The 16,264-nt window shown below is 69.3% G+C and carries 16 protein-coding genes; 7 read left to right on the forward strand and 9 right to left on the reverse strand.

Translation table 11 applies throughout. From position 1 onward, the window contains the following. Window positions 1–93: 93 nt before the first annotated feature. Complete coding sequence (locus tag NS2_RS23335; protein WP_033089287.1) at window positions 94–831, reverse strand: IclR family transcriptional regulator; 738 nt, start codon at window positions 829–831, stop codon at window positions 94–96. 92 nt (window positions 832–923) lie between these two features. On the opposite strand from NS2_RS23335, the gene NS2_RS36855 reads away from it, so the two are divergent. From NS2_RS36855 to NS2_RS23355, 4 genes are all read left to right on the forward strand, one after another. Further along, window positions 924–1,169 (forward strand): hypothetical protein, encoded by a 246-nt coding sequence (locus NS2_RS36855; RefSeq protein WP_197707813.1) that lies wholly within the window; start codon window positions 924–926, stop codon window positions 1,167–1,169. Continuing rightward, window positions 1,147–1,650 carry a pyridoxal-phosphate-dependent aminotransferase family protein gene (locus NS2_RS23340; RefSeq protein WP_200885918.1) on the forward strand — a complete coding sequence of 168 codons (504 nt, stop codon included), beginning with the start codon at window positions 1,147–1,149 and terminating at the stop codon, window positions 1,648–1,650. Before NS2_RS36855 ends, NS2_RS23340 begins: the two co-directional genes overlap by 23 nt. Window positions 1,651–1,944: 294 nt before the next feature. Further along, window positions 1,945–2,646 (forward strand): Rv2993c-like domain-containing protein, encoded by a 702-nt coding sequence (locus NS2_RS36860; RefSeq protein WP_197707815.1) that lies wholly within the window; start codon window positions 1,945–1,947, stop codon window positions 2,644–2,646. A 130-nt stretch (window positions 2,647–2,776) separates the two neighbouring features. Next, a complete protein-coding gene (locus NS2_RS23355) occupies window positions 2,777–3,775 on the forward strand; it encodes an alpha/beta hydrolase (RefSeq protein WP_033089274.1) in 999 nt (332 codons plus the stop codon). A 97-nt stretch (window positions 3,776–3,872) separates the two neighbouring features. Here NS2_RS23355 and NS2_RS23360 read toward each other — a convergent pair whose 3' ends face one another. The 7 genes from NS2_RS23360 to NS2_RS23390 form a co-directional block, all read right to left on the reverse strand. Beyond that, window positions 3,873–5,312 (reverse strand): amidase, encoded by a 1,440-nt coding sequence (locus NS2_RS23360; protein WP_033089273.1) that lies wholly within the window; start codon window positions 5,310–5,312, stop codon window positions 3,873–3,875. Continuing rightward, window positions 5,309–5,593: a hypothetical protein gene (locus NS2_RS23365; RefSeq protein ID WP_033089272.1), complete on the reverse strand. Its 285-nt coding sequence runs from the start codon at window positions 5,591–5,593 to the stop codon at window positions 5,309–5,311. Before NS2_RS23365 ends, NS2_RS23360 begins: the two co-directional genes overlap by 4 nt. A gap of 10 nt (window positions 5,594–5,603) precedes the next feature. Then, entirely contained in the window at window positions 5,604–5,984 is a 381-nt protein-coding gene (locus NS2_RS23370; protein WP_033089271.1) for a cupin domain-containing protein, read from the reverse strand. Window positions 5,985–6,037: 53 nt separating this feature from the next. Beyond that, window positions 6,038–9,016 carry an ATP-binding protein gene (locus tag NS2_RS23375; protein WP_145961821.1) on the reverse strand — a complete coding sequence of 993 codons (2,979 nt, stop codon included), beginning with the start codon at window positions 9,014–9,016 and terminating at the stop codon, window positions 6,038–6,040. 243 nt (window positions 9,017–9,259) lie between these two features. Further along, window positions 9,260–10,765 (reverse strand): NHL repeat-containing protein, encoded by a 1,506-nt coding sequence (locus NS2_RS23380; protein WP_143161325.1) that lies wholly within the window; start codon window positions 10,763–10,765, stop codon window positions 9,260–9,262. Next, window positions 10,755–12,401: a sulfatase-like hydrolase/transferase gene (locus NS2_RS23385; protein WP_033089269.1), complete on the reverse strand. Its 1,647-nt coding sequence runs from the start codon at window positions 12,399–12,401 to the stop codon at window positions 10,755–10,757. The genes NS2_RS23380 and NS2_RS23385 overlap by 11 nt, the downstream gene beginning before the upstream one ends. Then, window positions 12,398–13,345, reverse strand: coding sequence for a haloalkane dehalogenase (locus tag NS2_RS23390; protein WP_033089268.1), 948 nt, complete (start codon window positions 13,343–13,345; stop codon window positions 12,398–12,400). Before NS2_RS23390 ends, NS2_RS23385 begins: the two co-directional genes overlap by 4 nt. Before the next feature lie 68 nt (window positions 13,346–13,413). Between NS2_RS23390 and NS2_RS23395 the strand changes: the two genes are divergently transcribed. After that, a complete protein-coding gene (locus tag NS2_RS23395; protein ID WP_045438662.1) occupies window positions 13,414–13,971 on the forward strand; it encodes a TetR/AcrR family transcriptional regulator in 558 nt (185 codons plus the stop codon). Window positions 13,972–14,065: 94 nt separating this feature from the next. Next, a complete protein-coding gene (locus NS2_RS23400; RefSeq protein WP_033089267.1) occupies window positions 14,066–14,593 on the forward strand; it encodes a LysM peptidoglycan-binding domain-containing protein in 528 nt (175 codons plus the stop codon). 116 nt (window positions 14,594–14,709) lie between these two features. Here the strand turns inward: NS2_RS23400 and NS2_RS23405 are convergent, their stop codons facing one another. Then, window positions 14,710–15,297, reverse strand: coding sequence for a TetR/AcrR family transcriptional regulator (locus NS2_RS23405; RefSeq protein ID WP_033089266.1), 588 nt, complete (start codon window positions 15,295–15,297; stop codon window positions 14,710–14,712). 132 nt (window positions 15,298–15,429) lie between these two features. Between NS2_RS23405 and NS2_RS23410 the strand changes: the two genes are divergently transcribed. Beyond that, window positions 15,430–16,263, forward strand: coding sequence for a CoA transferase (locus tag NS2_RS23410; protein WP_033089265.1), 834 nt, complete (start codon window positions 15,430–15,432; stop codon window positions 16,261–16,263). The last annotated feature ends 1 nt before the right edge of the window (window position 16,264 follow it).

Here is a 16,264-nt window from a genome sequence, read left to right on the forward strand (position 1 = left end):
GCCTTCGAACCCATGCACTAATTCTACCGCCGATCACACTGACTTTGAAGCCGAAATGGCATGTGATACAAGGCCATTCAGAATAGTTGGATTTTATACCAACCGGGCGGAAAGGGTTGCGGCAGAAGCATATACGGCCGCGCCGAAGGTGGGTTCGGAGTCGGGAGTCAGGCGACCTATTGGGAGATTGATGCTGAGACTGCCGAGGGGGTGGCCGTCGGGAGAAAGGACGGCTGCGGCTACTGCGCCTACGTCGGAACGCCATTCACCGTGGTTGACGGCGAAGCCTTGGGCGCGAATGTGGTTGAGTTCGGCGCGGAGGGATTCGGGGTCGGTGATGGTGGTGTCGGTGTAGCGGGGGAGGTCGTCGCGGAGTAGGGAGCGGAGGTCGTCGGGTGGGGTGAAGGCCAGGACGGCCTTGCCGTTGGCGGAGGCGTGCATGGGGAGGGCATGTCCGAGGGCCATGCTGGTGCGGACCGGCTTGCCGGTTTCCAGGCGCTCGATCAGGACCATCTTGCCGTTTTCCGGGATCGTCAGGTGGATGGTTTCGCCGGTGCTGCGCCGGAGGTCCTCGAGTACGGGCAGAGCGGTGCCGCGAAGGCCGAGGTCGCCGCCCGCACTGCCGCCCACCGCAAGGGCTTTCGTGGTGATGACCCAGCGGGTGACCTCGCCCGCAGCGGGACGGATCCAGCCCGCGGTATCGAGGGTGACCAGTGCGCGTTGCACCGTGCTCTTGGGAAGGTCCAGGACGCGGGCCAGTTCGCCTACTCCGATGGGCTGGCGGGCCGCCACTTCCTCGAGAACTCGCAAGGTGTTCAAGACATTTCGCAAGGTATTGACTCCTTCATCGCGCATCCCTACCCTTGCTGCACCTTTTCACGGCACAGTGTGCAATATCACGGCACAGGACGGAAGTTCGAGCTATGGCAGCCCACAGCGGACGCCATTTTCTCCAGATTCCCGGCCCGACCAATGTCCCCGATCGCGTCCTGCGGGCCATCGCGCAACCGACAATCGATCATCGGAGACCCGAATTCCAAGATCTTGCAAAGGATCTGCTGCAGCGGGTACGCCCGGTGTTCGGTACCACCGGGCCGGTGATCATCTATCCCCTCTTCGGGCACCGCGGCCTGGGAAGCGGCCCTGGTGAACACGCTGTCGCCGGGTGATCGCGTACTCGCCTTCGAGACCGGCCATTTCGCGACCCTATGGCGGGAAATGGCGCTACGTCTCGGGCTCGAGGTGGAATTCGTGCCGGGCGATTGGCGGCACGGTGCGGATCCGGCGGCGGTGGCCGAACATCTCGCGGCCGATACGGCGCACCGGATTTCGGCGATCATGGTCGTGCACAACGAGACCTCGACCGGTGTCACCAGCCGGATTCCCGAGATCCGGGCGGCCATCGACGAAGCCGAGCATCCCGCCCTGCTGCTGGTGGACACGATCTCCTCGCTGGGGTCCATCGACTGTCGGCACGAGGAGTGGGGTGTCGATGTGACCGTCGGCTGCTCCCAGAAGGGGTTGATGCTGCCGCCGGGGCTGGGATTCAACGCGATCAGCGAGAAGGCCCTGGCCGCCTCTCGCACCGCGAAACTGGCGCGCTCCTACTTCGAGTGGTCGGCGATTCTCGATGCCAACGAACAGGGCTGAACTGGCTCGCGGACTCGTTCACCACCTTCACCGAACCGCACATCGGCCAGGCCGCCATCGAACTGCTGGAACGCTCGGGGTGGCAGGCGGAACTGGCCACCGGCGGCTGCTGTGGGCGCTCTGCCATGTCCAAGGGGCTGCTCGACGATGCCAAGAAGAAGGCCGGGGCACTGGTCGATTCGCTGACGACCACGACCGTTCCCGGGTCGCCGATCGTCGGGTGTGAGCCCTCGTGCGTCTTCATGCTGCGCGACGAACAACGCCCTGCTGCCCGATTCGGAGGCGGTGCGGAAGGTGGCCGCACGCGTGCGGCAGGTCGAGGAGCTGCTTGTCGAAGCCATCGACGCGGGCAGGCTGCAGCTGCGTGCGGATTCGCGATTCGCCGGGCGGCGCATCGTGTTCCACGGGCACTGCCATCAGAAGGCCGAGGTCGGGACCGCCGCCACCATGGCCCTGCTGCGGCGGATTCCCGGTGCGGTGGTCGAGGAGATCGACTCCGGATGCTGCGGCATGGCCGGGTCGTTCGGGTTCGAATCCGAGCACTACGAGACGTCGCTCGCGGTCGGCGAGGATCGATTGTTCCCGGCGCTGGCCGCCGAACCGGCCGACACCATTGTCGCCGCCACCGGCGTCTCGTGCCGTCAGCAGATCTTCCACGGCGCGGGCCGCACGGCCTGGCATCCGGTCGAGCTGGTGCGGGAAGCGCTGGCGGAGAACGGAAACGGCATGCGGATCGTTCGCTACGCGCTCGACGGACAGGTCGGGCGCGGTATCGCCCACGGCGACAAGGTGCACGAGTTCCCCTGGGGCGCGGAAACACCCGGGGCGCTGGTGGCGCGACTGTCAGAACTGGAACTGCTGGCTCCGTGCGAGCCCGGGACCATCGTGTGCGCGGGCAGCAACTACGCCGGGCATCTGGCGGCGTGGGCGCACTGCTGCCGAGTGACCAGGTCGAGGTCGAGATCGACGGCATCGGCGTGCTGCGCAATACCGTGATCGAGCATGACTGAGGAGCAAATGTCGGGCGGATCCAACCGACCGCCAATTCTGTACCAGCACGGAGAGTTACGCTGAGAAAGCACGGATAGCACGGGCCGCGTCCGAAACAGAAAGTGCGGAACCGATTATGCACCTTCGCCTTTTCCGGAATGCGGTCCGTGCGGCCGTGATCGCCGCCCTGGTCGCGCTCGCCTCGGTGATCGTTTCGCCCGCGCACGCCGCGGGCGCATACCTCGATCGAATCGAGTGGCGCGGCGATCACCAGATGGCGATCGGTGTGTATTCGGCGGCCATGGACCGGGTCATCGAACAGGACGTGCTGATCCCCGACGGCGGCAGCGCCGGGCGGCCGACCGCGTATCTGCTGATCGGCGCGGTCAAGGCGGAGGACGAAGTCGACTGGCCGACCATGACCGACTTGCCGCGCTTCGCCCCGGCCACGGGCGTCAATGTCGTCATTCCGCACGGCGGCGGGGGCAGCTATTACACCGATTGGCAGCGCGACGATCCGGTGCTCGGACGCAATCGGTGGAAGACGTATCTGACCGCCGAACTACCCCCGATCATCGATGCCGCGCTGCACACCTCGGGGCGGAATGCGCTTGTCGGACTGTCGATGTCGGCGACCTCGTCGCTGGCCCTCACCGAGGCCGCCCCGGACCTCTATCAGGCGGTCGGGGCGTTCAGCGGGTGCGCCGAGACCAGTTCCCCGCTCGGGGAGGCATACGTACACCTGACCACCGGGGTGAAGGCAGGCGGGGACGTCGAGAATATGTGGGGACCCCTCGGCAGCCCCGGGTGGGCCGCCAACGATCCCTACCTGCACGCGGATCTACTGCGTGGGCACACCATCTTCATCTCCAGTGGCACCGGGCTCCCCGGCAGCCACGACAATCTCGACGACTACCGCATCGCCGGAAGCACTTCGATGCTCCGCACCCAGATCACCCAGGGCGGCCCGATCGAGGCCGCCACCGGCGAGTGCACCCGCCGCCTCACCCTCCGCCTGGCCACCCTCGGCATCCCCGCGACCTACCGCTCCCACCCGGGCACCCATTCCTGGGGTTATTGGCAAGACGATCTGCACGAATTCTGGCCAGCCATGGCCGCGGCGATCGGCGCCTGACCGGCGCGGACCCGGCTCATCCGAATTCGGGCCATTGCCCGAACATTTCGGCGAAGGCATCGCGCACGCCGGTGCGGCCCGGTGAAGATCCCGACCCCTATGCGCTGACCGGTGGGATCCGGTTCGAACAGGGGCGTGCGGCTTCGAGTTGGGCTGCGAGGCGGAACAGTCCGGCCTCGTCGGCGTAGCGGCCGAGGAAGTGGACGCCGATCGGGAGCCCGTCGGCGTTCCACCACAGCGGCACCGACATGGCGGGGTTGCCGGTGATGTTCGCGACGACGCCCGGGTATCCGACGGTGCGGCCGCCGTTCTGCAGGGCGCGCATCGGCTGGTCGGGGGTCGAGGTGATCTCGCCCAGCGGCAGCGGCGGTGTCGAGAGCGTGGGTGTGAGCCAGGCGTCGAACGGGGCCAGGAAGCCCGCCACCTGCCGGGCGAAGCGTTGCAGGTCCTCGATCGCGAGCAGATACCGCGCGGCCGAAACCGGCTGTCCGCCCGCCCAGAACGCCGCGGTGAGAGGCTCGAGTTCACCGTCGGCCGGGGCTCGTCCGAGGCGTCGGGTCCAGTGCGCGATGATCCAGGCCATCGTCGCCTGGTACATGGTGCCGATGGCCGCGCCCACCCGGTCGTCGAGTCCGGGCAGATCGGTCTCGATCACCTCGTGGCCCAGCGAAACCAGCAGTGCCACCGCGTCATCGAGGGCCGCCAAGCAGTCGGGGTGACCCGGCGTGCCATCCGCGGTGCGCGGTGAATAGGCGATGCGCAGCCGCCCGGGATCCGCTCCTACCTCCGCGGCGAACGGTCGGCGCGGCGCGGGCGGGAGGTAGGGGTCACCGGGTTCCGCGCCCGCGGTCGCATCGAGCAGCGCGGCGCTGTCGCGCACCGAGCGGGTGATCGCGTGCTCCACGGCCAAACCGTTGATCACGTCGCCGTAGAGCGGGGCCAGCGAGACCCGCGCCCGGGTCGGCTTGAATCCGAACACCCCGCACGCCGAGGCGGGGTACCGCAGCGATCCGCCCAGGTCGTTCCCGTGTGCCATCGGCACCAGCCCGGCGGCCACCGCGGCGGCCGCCCCGCCGCTGGAACCGCTGGTGGATCTCGTGATGTCCCAGGGGTTTCGGCACGGACCGTACAGTTCCGGCTCGACCGTCGGGGTCATCCCGAATTCCGGTGCGTTCGAGCGCCCGACGATGGCCAGCCCGGCCGCGCGCAGCCGGGTGACCAGTGCGGAATCCACCGCTGACACATGCCCGCGCAGGTAGCGCGAACCCTCCGTCAGCGGGCTGCCCGCCATTTCGGCGACCAGGTCCTTGAGCAGGTACGGGACGCCCGCGAACGGACCCGACGCGGTGGCCGCGGTGGTCAGCGCCTGCTCGTAGCGGGTGCTGACCACCGCGTTCAAGGTGGGATTCAGCCGCTCGATGCGGTCGATCGCGGCGCGCACCAGCGCGTCGGGCCCGAGCTCGCCGGACCGGACCAGCGCGGCCTGCGCCGTGGCGTCCAGTGCGGCGAGTGGATCGTGCACCACCGGTGCGCTCATGTCGTCACCTGCCGCACGAGGCTCGACTCGACCTCGCCGAGCGGCTCGACACGGGGCGCGGGAAGCCCTACCGCACTGAGCATTTCGCGGAATTCGTCGCCGGTGCTGAAGGAACGGAAGGTCTCGACGTCCGGGCAGGCGTCGTAGACGGTGAAGCCGTCGGGCCGCCGGACCGCCGCGTGCAGCAGGATGGCGTCTTCGGGGAAACCGGCCATCAGCCGGTGGTAGGCGGCGGCGAGCACGCCCGGATCGCCGTCGAAATGGTATGCCGCGAGGTACATGATCGTCTCCTTACGAACCGGCGGCCGCGGACTGCATGTTCCGCTCCACCACGCTCATGGTCTGTCCGAAGGCCTCGGTGGGGCTGAACTCGATGACCTCGGAACCGGCGAAGACCAGCGGAAGGTGTCCGGGCGCGCCGTAATACACGTCGCCGGTGCGGAAGGTCTCCTCGTGATCGGCGTAGCGCAGCACCAGGCGGCCGCTGACCACCAGTCCCCAGTGCGGACACTGGCAGCGGTCGTCGGGCAGGCCCGTGAACAGCGGGGCGGGATCGAAATCCTGTTTGAAGGTCTCGAATCCGACGGTGTAGCCGCCCATTTCGACGTAGCGGGCCTCGATGACGTCCGCGTCGACGGCGATCGGGGCCTCGGATTTGGTGGTGCGTGGCATCGGATGCCTCCTCGGTGAGTAGTGGTCCTACTCGGGAGGCGTGAGAAACGATCTCACGACGTGAGCCAGCGCACCTCACCGTCGGGTTCGTAGCAGCAGACCGTGCCGGTCTTGATGGAGAGCCGCAGGTGGCGACCGAGTTCGGGGTGTGCCGCCGCGACCCGGCGGATGGCGTCGCGAATGCGGGCCGTGGCGGTGGTGCGGGCGCGTTCGACGGGACTGCCGGTGCGGCGCGGGCGGCCGCCGAGCCCGAACGCGGCACTCAGCTGGGCGAGCAGGGCGGCGCGCTCCGCGGCGATGCGCGCCGAGCGGTCCCCGTCACCGGCGAGATCCGCGGCGTCGGCCTGCTGCTCGAGCTCCGACAGGCGGCGGCGGTATTCGCGGCGCGCCCGGTCGTCGATCAGCTCACCGAGATCGCCTGGCTCGTGGAGGTTTTCGGCGTTCGCACCGGAATGCCCGGGGGCGGTCACCAGGTCCAAGGCCGGGACGGGCACCCCGGGCCGGGCCAGTAGCCGCGCGATGTCGTGCAGGCCCTTGCAGTCCCGCACGGTCGCGGTGTGCCCGCCGAAGGCGAGCTGCCACAATTCGCCCTCCCGCGCGAATCGCGCGTCCGCCGCGACCGGCGGCACGGTCGCCGGGGCACGCCGGGCATCGGCGATGGTCTTGGCCACCAGCAGCGGTGCGCCCAGACCCCGATTGGCCCGCAGAGCCCGTTCGAAGTGCGCCGCCGCGATCTCATTGCGGCCCAGCGCCGTCGCGGCCAGGCCGAGATGCCGTTCGACGGATCCACGCAGGACCGCACCGATGCCCTCCACCACGAACAATCCGGCGAAGGGGAGCAGCTGTTCGTAGACCCACCCGGCGATCGGATGCGGGCCGACGCTGCCCAGCGCCTCGGCCACCTGCGCCACGGTCGCGAGCCAGTTGCCGTCCCGGGGCAGCGCATCGCGTTCGCGGGCAGCGATATCCAGCAGGGTGCGCGCCTCGTCGATGTGCCCCAGTTGCACGGCGACCAGGGCCTTGGTGAAGACCACCCAGACCGCGTCGATCTCGTCGAGGAGGCGGCCGACCACCTCGAGGTCGTCGCGGTCCCCGGAGTCGACGGCCAGGCACCAGCGCAGGGTCGAGGTCAGGACGTAGGCGTTGGCGCTGCCCGCGCTCGCGCCCAGGCGCGCGGCCTCGGACAGGGCGTGCGCGCACTGCGGGAAGCTGCCCGCGGCCAGCGCGGTCATCGCCCGCCACAGTGGCCCGTACCAGAGGTACAGCGGCTGCCGCAGGGCGCGGGCGAGGAGCTCGAATTGCCTTGCATCCTCGGTGAATCCGGCCATGTCGCCGAGTTCCAGCCGGGCCACGATGCGCATGCGGCGGCCGACCAGTTCGAGCGAGGCGTCCCGGCGCCGCTGCGCGATCTCGATGATGCGCTCGGCATCGGCCAGGCGCTCGGCCACGTGCTCCGGGCCGGAGCGCACATCGCAGCGTGCGGCCAGCGCCGCGGCCAGCGCGGCCTCGTCACCGGCGGCGGAGGCGGTGCGCAGGGCGCTGTCGGCCAGCTCCGCGCGGCGCGATCCGTCCGTCGGATAGGTCAGTGCCACCGACAATCTGGCCAAAACCGTGGCGCGGGTGGCCCCGGGTTCGGCGGGCAGCAGGGTGAGCGCGTCCTCGAGGGCGGAGACCTGCTCGCGATCGTGCAGCGCCACTTCGAATCCCGCCGGACCGGACCCGAGTCCGAGCGCGCCGGCGGCCACCAGGTCCGGGTCCTGGTCGCGTCGCCCGGTCGCGACCGCGTCCAGGTAGGCGGCCCGGGCGCGCGCGGTGTCGCCGGTCGCGAGACAGGCGTCGCCCAGGCGCAATTGGCGGATGCCGGTGTCACCGGGCGACTCCGAGGCCCGCTCGTAGCACCGGGCCGCGTCCTCGTACGCGAGCGCGGACAGCCGTTCGTCTCCGGCGCGCTGCCACCATCGACCGGACTCGGCGGCATGTTCGGGCCCGGCCAGCCGCCAGTGCTCGGCAATGGCGGCCGGTTCGGGATCCGGCTCGGACGCCATCCGGTCGGCGATCACCCCGTGCCAGTACAACCGGTGCGCGGTCGGCAGATTGCCGTACACCGCGTCGCGCACGATCTCGTGGACGAATCGCACCGTGACGCCGTCGTCGAGGGTGAGCAAGCCCGCGGCCACGGCCTCGTCGAGGAGATCGGCGACCACGGGTGCCGGTTCGGCGAAGGCGTCCACCACCCGGCGCAGTGGCGCGGCGGTCCCGAGCACCGCCATGACGGCCAGCAGCCGCCGACACGACGCGGACCGGTCGGCGACCCGTGCCGCGACCACCGCCCGCACCGTCTCCGGCAGTTGTTCGAGCGCTCCCGGATCGTGGGCGACCAGGCCGACCAGCTCCCGAACGAAGAAGGCGTTGCCCCCGGTGCGCAGCAGAATCCGTTGCACCGCAAGGGGGTCCGCCGTTTCACCGGTCGCCGCCGCGAGCATCCGGGCCACCTCGGCTTCCGGCAGCGGGGCCACGGGCAGGGTCTCGGCGATCGCGAGCACCTCGGCCCAGCCGTCGGCCTCGGACGCCGGTCGCAGGGTCGCGACCAGCAGAATCCGCAAGCGCCGCACGGAGCCCGCCAGATATTGCAGGAGCCGCAGCGACGCGATATCGGCGCGGTGCATATCGTCGAGCACGATCAGCAGCGGCGTTTTCGCGGCGGCCGCGGCCAACTCGACCGTCACCTGCTCGAACAGCTCGAAACGCGCTCGCAGATCCAGTGATTCGTCGACGTCGCGCAGGATCTCGGCCGCGGACATCGCCCGCAGCACCTGAATCCACGGCCAGTACGCGGGTGCTCCCGGCTGGGCGGTGGCCCAGACCGTGGTGAACCCGGCGGACTCGGCCGCCTCGGCCCACGCCCGGGCCCGGAACGTCTTGCCGATCCCCGCCTCGCCGGTCAGCAGTACGAGCCCTCCGCCGCCGCTCCGTACCGCCTCGAGCCGCGCGACGACCGTGGCCGTCGTGCCCGGAGCGGCGGTTGCGGACAACCTCACCTCCAGCTCAGCGGGGTCGAGCAGGGAACCTGGCCGAATTGTACGTCCGGCGGGCCCGCGATGATCTTCATTGCGCGACTGCCACCCGGCCGAACGCCCATTCGGCGCTCCGGCGAACCCGCCCGGGGCCGGGTCGATCACTCCGGCACGACCCTCGATTCCGGGATCTCCGAGGTCCCCACTGGTATCCGAACGGGCCGCGGGTCGGCGTGACCGGCACGGCAGCGGTTGCCCGGTTCAGTTGTCGCGCAGGGCGATCAGGCCGGGGAGGACGCCGAGATATGCGGTGCCGTTGGGGCCGATCGCGATTCCGGCGTAGTTGTTGTTGAAGCCGGGGCCGGTCCCGGCCAACTGCTTCCAGACCGTGGCACCGGTGCGGAAGTCCAGGGCCGTGAGGTACCAGGGATCGCTGACCTCGGTGCCCTTCGTATAGGTGTAGACCAGGCCGGTGGCCAGGGACAGTTTGGGCACGACCGTCGGGGCGGCTTCGGTGGTGTTGGTCCAGACCTGGTGGCAGCCATTGCCGTCGGGGTCGATGTCGATACGGGCCAGGCCTGGTGTGGTGGTCTTGCCGAGCAGGGCGGCCTCGGGTCCGGTGTAGCCGTAATTGTTCTCGACGATCAGGGAGTTTCCGGCACTGATGAGCGAGTTCTCGGTGTCGCTCGCGCCCGCGCCGAACACCGGGACCGCGCACACCTGCCGTTGCGCCGCCCCGGGCGCGGTGCGATAGACGACCACGTTCATCGGGTCCGCATTGTCGGTGATGGCGACGTAGCCGCCGGACAGGATGGTCGGAGTGGTGCCGGTGCCGTCGTCGACCTGGCCCGGCTTGTGCTGTCCGCTATTGGCATACGTGACGCGCCAAGTGATGCCGGGCGCGCCGCCGGGGCCGGCGTCGAAGCGCAGCAGTTCCCGGTTGGTGACGATGTAGACGTCACCCTCATTGCCGACCGCGAAGGAGTTCTCGATCTCGCCGTCCGCGCCGTCACCGAGCCGGATCGCCTGTGCCGCACCGGTGTTCAGATCCAGCGTGCCGACCACGCCGTCGGTGCGGGCGACGAACCACAGCAGGCCGTTGCTGTCGGGCAGCGCCGAGTTGAAGGTCTCGCCGGGGCGCAGCACGTCGGTCAGGTCGTAGTCGCGGGCCAGGGTGAAGCCGTCGCCGCCGCTGTTCTCGGTGAAGACCCGGATGTGGCCGTCCCGCGAGGCGATGACCGCGCGGTCCTGGTTGTCCAGATAGAAGTAGGCCCCGCCGGTGAAGTTACCGAACGCGCCCGGACGCAGGAAAGCGCCCGGATCACCCGGTAGGGCGCTGCGGCCCAGCACATTCAGGGTGACCGGGTCGAGCAGGTAGAGCGCCGGGTTCGGGCCGATGCAGGTGGTCACCAGGCGACCGGCGCGATCGAAGGCGATGGACCCGCATTCGCCGCCGACCACCGCCGACACCACCCGGATATCGTGGCCGAGCGGGCCTGGCCGGGTGTTGGTATTGCTCATCCATCCGTCGTCGTGGATGCCGGAGTTGCCGTTGGGCGCCAGGTACGGATGCTGCGGAACCGGCGGCACATCGGTGATCGGTTGCGCGACGGCCGCGGCGCCGATGAATCCGGGCGGCGCGGCGGGTACGGCGGGCACGGGGATGGCGGTGGCGGTACCGGCCGCCGCGGCGAGCAGTCCCGCCGTGGCGGTGAGCAACCCGGCCGTGGAACCGCCGACCACGCTGCCCCGCAGGCTATTTCGCACCGATGCCGTCCCGCAGGAAGTCGGAGAGCTGCTCGCCGAAGGGTTTCGCGGTCTGGGTGTTGTAGTCATTCCATCCGTCCTGCTGCGCCTGTCGCAGATAGGAGGGTAGCGGCTGGTGCAGTTCGGTTTCGATCGCCTGATCGTGCAGGCGGCTCATGGTGTCGCGCAGCCCGCCTCCGATGGCGGCGGTGTTGTCGAGCTCGAGCTGGCCGTCGCGGGTCGAGTAGTCGTAGAGCTCGTATTCCTCGGGCTGCGCGGTGTCGATCTGCGGGGAGCCGGGGAGCCAGTGCGAATAGCGGACGAACTTGGCGTCGGTGGTCCGCAGGGCGATGACGTGGCCGGGGGCGTCGTCGTTGAATCGCACGGCCGCCTCCTCGATGGAGTGCTCGTCGGTGGTGTGCAGCACCCACGGCCGCCCGGCCGCGCCCGGATCCCGTGCGAGAGTGGCGATATCGTGTCGTCCGGCCAGGTGCGCGTACCGGTCGTCGGAGCGCCAGCCGGAGCCGCCGGTGCCGATGGTGAGCAGCAGGGCGGCGATGTCGATGCTGAAGGTCAGCTGTTCGCGGGTACCCGGCTGCGGGGTGAGCAGGCCGCGCGGATCGTGCACGAACAGCGGGACCCGGATGGCCTCGTCGTAAGCGCCACCGCCCTTGCCGTGCAGGCCGTGCGATCCCGCGTAGTCACCGTGATCGGAGGTGAACACCACGACGGTATTGGCGGCGACCTCGGGCTGGGCCGCCAATTCGGTGAGTACACGCCCGATCTGGAGGTCGACCTGCTGCTGGAACCACAGGTACAGATTGCGCAGATCGATCCATTCCTGGTCCGCGCCGGGCGTCCCGTAGGGCGCCAGCCCGAAGGTCACCGCCGACACTTCGACCAGGGCCTTCTGCAATCGCGGCTTGCGGGAGAGCTGCTCGATGGTCTCGAAGTTGCCCGGCAGGTCGTTGATCCAGCGCGGAATGTCGTACTGCGCCAGCGTGCGTCGCGTCCAGCGCGGCCACCACTGGATGTCGTGCGGGTTCACCAGCGAGACCGTCGTGCACCAGGGCCCCTGTGCCGCATCGTTGTTGAACCAGTCGACGAACTGGTCGACGATGCGGCCGTCCATCTGCAGGCCCTGTTCGGGTGCGCCGTTGGGGGAGGGGTAGGTGCCGCCGTCGAAGCCGTAGCGGTCCAGCCCGCCCGGGGTGGTGTCGGCGTAGTGGCCCAGATGCCATTTGCCCCACCAGCTGGTGCGGTAGCCCTGTTCGCGCAGCATCGTGCCCCAGGTCGGGAAGGCCGCCGCCAGTTCGGATTGCGAGGTCGACAGCACCCCGGCGTGGTGGGAGTACAGGCCCGTCAGCAGTGCGCCGCGCGAGGGCGTGCAGTCGTTGGCCGCGGTGTAGTGCTGCTCGAACGAGACCGACTTGTTCCGCAGCGCGGCGATATTCGGCAGGATCGTGTCCAGCACGGACTGCTCGGGGAACCACATCGGGGCGCGCATCTCGTCGACGATCACGACCAGGATATTGGGCTTGTCCCGGCGATTGTCCAGGCGGCTCGGCGTCGCGGCCGCGGGCCCGGCGGCGGCCACCGCGGCGGCGGTCGCCCCGGCCATCGCGCCGGTGCCGAAAAAGCCTCTTCTGCTGATCATTTCGTGGAACCTCCGGTGACGTCGGACGCCGGGTTGGCGGCGATGAACTCGCGCACCAGGGCGGCGAGTTGCGGGCCGCGGTCCTCCTGCAGGAAGTGGCCGCCGCCGAGGACGGTGGTGTGCGGCTGTCCGGCCGCGCCGGGCACCTTCTCCTGGAACACCCGATGGCCGCCCGCGGTGATCGGATCGCCGTCGGAGAAGGCGGTGAGGACCGGTTTCGCGAAGTGCGCCAACCGTTCCCAGGCCGCGCGATTGGCCGGGGCGGCGGGATCGTCGGGACGGGTGGGCACCAGGAGCGGGAAGGCCCGCGCGCCCGCCTTGTAGCTCTCGTCCGGGAACGGCGCGTCGTAGGCCGCCACCACGTCGGGAGTCAGCTCGGTGCGGCAGCCGCCCGCGACGATCCCGCCGACCGGGAACGACGGCGTCTGCTGGGAGAACCGCTGCCAGGCGGCGAAGGACTCGGTGAGTTTCGCGTCGCCGGTGGGCAGTCCGGTATTGGCGACGACGACCCGGGCGAATCGGTCGGGATGCTCGGCGACCAGCCGCAATCCGAGCAGACCGCCCCAGTCCTGGCAGACCAGCGTGATCCCCGACAGGTCCAGGTGGTCGAACAGCGCCTCGCGCAGCCATTCGACGTGGCGGGCATAGCTGTAGTCCGCACGCTCGGCGGGCTTGTCGCTGCGCCCGAAACCGATGAGATCCGGTGCGACACACCGCAATCCGCCGACCACTAGGACCGGGATAATCCTCCGGTAAAGGAAGCTCCACGAGGGTTCGCCGTGCAGCAGCAGGACGACCTCGCCATCGCGGGGTCCCTCGTCGAGATAGTGGGTTCGCAGGCGGGTATCGCTCCCGTCTCCGGCCGCGACCTCGAGATAGTGCGGTCCGAAGGGAAAGTCGGGCAGGTCGGCGAACCGCTCGTCCGGTGTCCGCAATGCGTGCATGTCGCCGACCCTAAATGTATTTGCATGATCTGTGCAACTAGTGGTTTTTCTGTGTAGGGTTGCCGACGATGGACGGACGCACAGCACGCGCGGCAAGGAACCGCCAAGCGGTCCTCGAGGCCGCCCTGGCGCTCATCGACGAGGGCAGTCTCCAGCCCACCGCGCAGGCGGTGGCCGAGCGCGCCGGCGTCGCCACCCGGTCGGTGTACCACCACTTCCGGGACCTGGAAACGCTGTATCTCGATGCCGCGCAGACCCAGATCGCCAGGCACTGGATCGTGCTCCTGGAACCGGTCACCGGCGATCTGTGCGAGCGCATCGACGCCCTGGTCACGCTGCGGTCCGGCCTGTTCGAGAAGATCACGAGCACCCGCCGCGCGGCGCTGCTGCGCGAACACGAATCGATGGTGCTCTCCGAGCGCTTGAACGAGGGCCGCGCCGCGCTGCGCGCCCACCTGCGCACGCATCTGCCCGAGCTCGATGCCCTCGACCCCGCCGCCCGCGAGGCCGCCTTCGCGATCGGTTCGTGGGAGACCTGGGATGTGCTGCGCCGCCATCAATCCCTCCCCGTCACTGCGGCCCGTGCCGCCGTGGTGACCGTCCTGACCCGCCTGCTCGTCGATTGAGTTGACGGCCAGGCGTACCGTGGATCGCTGTACACACTCGTGTGCAGCACGTCATTGGTCGAGTGCGAGTGAACCTTCTTCGAAAGGAACAGTCGTGAGCGATACCTTGCGGATCGGTGATGAGCTCGGGCTGGGTCAGTCGCTTCAGAACGGCGGATACTCCCTGACCCTGCAGAACGACGGCAATCTGGTCCTTACCGAACCAGGCAATGAGGTGTGGGCCTCCGGAACCCACGGTCAAGATGTGCAACGGGCCGTCATGCAGGAGGACGGCAATTTCGTGCTCTACAAATCCGACGGCAAAGCCGCGTGGTCAACGCAGACCACCGGCAAGGGTGCCGATCGGATTGTCCTGCAACCGGATCGGAATCTGGTGATGTACGCGGGCGACAAGGCTATCTGGGCCACCCGCACCGCGACCGACACCCCCACGGCGGCCGGCGAGGTCAGCGCACCGGCCGCTGCCGGACCGCACCCCTACACGGTGCAGCCCGGCGATACCCTCGAAGCGATCGCCGAACACGAGCTCGGCAGCCGGGACCGCTTCATGGAAATCGTCCGGGCCAATGGCCTCGACAACCCCGACATGATCAGTGTCGGTCAGATCCTGAACATTCCCTGATCGCGAAGCCGCAGGTCAGACACTGCGGATAGGCGCCGGGTCCGATCCCGATGCGATCGGGCCCGGCGTTCCGTAGCGCGGTCGAACCGATTGCCCGACACTGCAATTCGCGTGTCTCAGTCCCGGACGGTGATCGACAGCCGCGGCTTGGCGGTGTCGCCCGCGCCCGCGACGCGCTCCCAGACGGCGTCGATCATCGGGGCGAGCAGGAGTTCGCCGAACTGGCCCACCAGGACGTCGACGATCTGGGTGGATTCGCGGCGGGCGGTCGAGGCCTGGCCCGCTTCGCGCAGATTGCCGACCTCGCGGCGGGTCAGTTCGATGAGCGCTTCCAGCAGGCGCATCTGGGTTTCCGCGGGTTCGAGGATGGCACGGCGCACGTAGTTCACCACCGCGGGGTTGTCGCGCAACATGATTCGCACGGCCTCGTTGCGGGCGGCGACGTTCTCGCCGGGGGTGCCGGTCAACGGGACCGAGGCGACCGCGGCGGCGAAGTAGTCCACGACCAGCTGGTCCACCGCCGCGATGAGCCCGGCCTTGGTCTTGAAGTGGTGCTGCACCAGGCCGAGGGTGACATCGGCCTCGGCGGCGACCGCGCGCATCGAGACCCGGGACTCGCCGTACTGCGAGAAGAGGTCCATGGCCGCGTTGCGGATGCGCGCCTTGGCGGTCAGGTCGTCATTCGTGGCCCGTGGATTCAGCACAGCGCCCCTCGGTTCGTCGGCATCAGGCGATTCTACGACGCGTAGTAATCAACTATTCTTAAGCAGAGTAACTACTACTGTTGACCTGTTGACTATACATACGTATCGTTCGCTGGCATGGAGGATGCAACGATGCTGCCCCTCGCGGGTGTGGAGGTCGTCTCGCTGGCGGTGAATCTGCCCGGCCCGCTGGCCGCAGCCCGGCTCGCCGAGCTCGGTGCGACGGTCACCAAGGTGGAACCGCCCACCGGCGACCCGCTGGCCGCGGCCGCGCCGGACTGGTACCGCGCGCTGGTCAGCACCCAGACCGTGGTGACCCTGGACGTCAAGGCCGCCGCCGACCGCGCCAAGCTGGACGACCTGCTGGCCACCGCCGATCTGCTGGTCACCTCCATGCGGCCGAGCGCGCTGGCGAAACTCGGTCTGGCGCAACCGCAGCAGCGGTTCCCCGAGCTCTCGCTCATCGAAATCGTCGGGCACGCCGACGATCCCGAGGTGCCCGGCCACGACCTCAACTATCAGGCCGTGCACGCCACCCTCACCCCGCCGCGCATGCCCACGGTCCCCGCCGCCGACATCCTGGGCGCGGAGCGCGCGGTCTCCACCGCCCTGGCCGCCCTGGTGGCGCGGGCGAGCACCGGCGTCGGACGACCCTACCGGGTCGCGTTGGAGGAGGCGGCGGCCCGCGCGGGCGATGCCGTGCGCTACCGGCTCATGGGACCCAATGCCGTGCTCGGTGGCGCGTTCCCCGGCTACGGCATCTACGAGTGCCGCGACGGTTTCGTCGCCCTCGGCGCGGTGGAGCCGCACTTCTTCATGAACGCGCTGAGCGTTTTCGACGCCGACGGCAGCCACGACGGCTTCCGGAACGCCTTCGCCGACAAGACCATTGCCGAGCTGGAGGCGATCGCCGCCGCGAACGACCTGCCGCTCAACGGCGTCCGTACCCCCGCCACCGGAAAGTAGA

Source organism: Nocardia seriolae NBRC 15557 (genome assembly GCF_007990715.1).
Taxonomy (GTDB): domain Bacteria; phylum Actinomycetota; class Actinomycetes; order Mycobacteriales; family Mycobacteriaceae; genus Nocardia; species Nocardia seriolae.

Bases quoted from the DNA above. Each gene is read 5' to 3' on its own strand.
- NS2_RS36855 (WP_197707813.1), top strand. From the start codon at position 924: ATGGCAGCCCACAGCGGACGCCATTTTCTCCAGATTCCCGGCCCGACC.
- NS2_RS23385 (WP_033089269.1), bottom strand. From the start codon at position 12,401: ATGATCAGCAGAAGAGGCTTTTTCGGCACCGGCGCGATGGCCGGGGCG.
- NS2_RS23410 (WP_033089265.1), top strand. From the start codon at position 15,430: ATGCTGCCCCTCGCGGGTGTGGAGGTCGTCTCGCTGGCGGTGAATCTG.
- NS2_RS23370 (WP_033089271.1), bottom strand. From the start codon at position 5,984: ATGCCACGCACCACCAAATCCGAGGCCCCGATCGCCGTCGACGCGGAC.
- NS2_RS23355 (WP_033089274.1), top strand. From the start codon at position 2,777: ATGCACCTTCGCCTTTTCCGGAATGCGGTCCGTGCGGCCGTGATCGCC.
- NS2_RS23365 (WP_033089272.1), bottom strand. From the start codon at position 5,593: ATGTACCTCGCGGCATACCATTTCGACGGCGATCCGGGCGTGCTCGCC.
- NS2_RS23390 (WP_033089268.1), bottom strand. From the start codon at position 13,345: ATGCACGCATTGCGGACACCGGACGAGCGGTTCGCCGACCTGCCCGAC.
- NS2_RS23360 (WP_033089273.1), bottom strand. From the start codon at position 5,312: ATGAGCGCACCGGTGGTGCACGATCCACTCGCCGCACTGGACGCCACG.
- NS2_RS23395 (WP_045438662.1), top strand. From the start codon at position 13,414: ATGGACGGACGCACAGCACGCGCGGCAAGGAACCGCCAAGCGGTCCTC.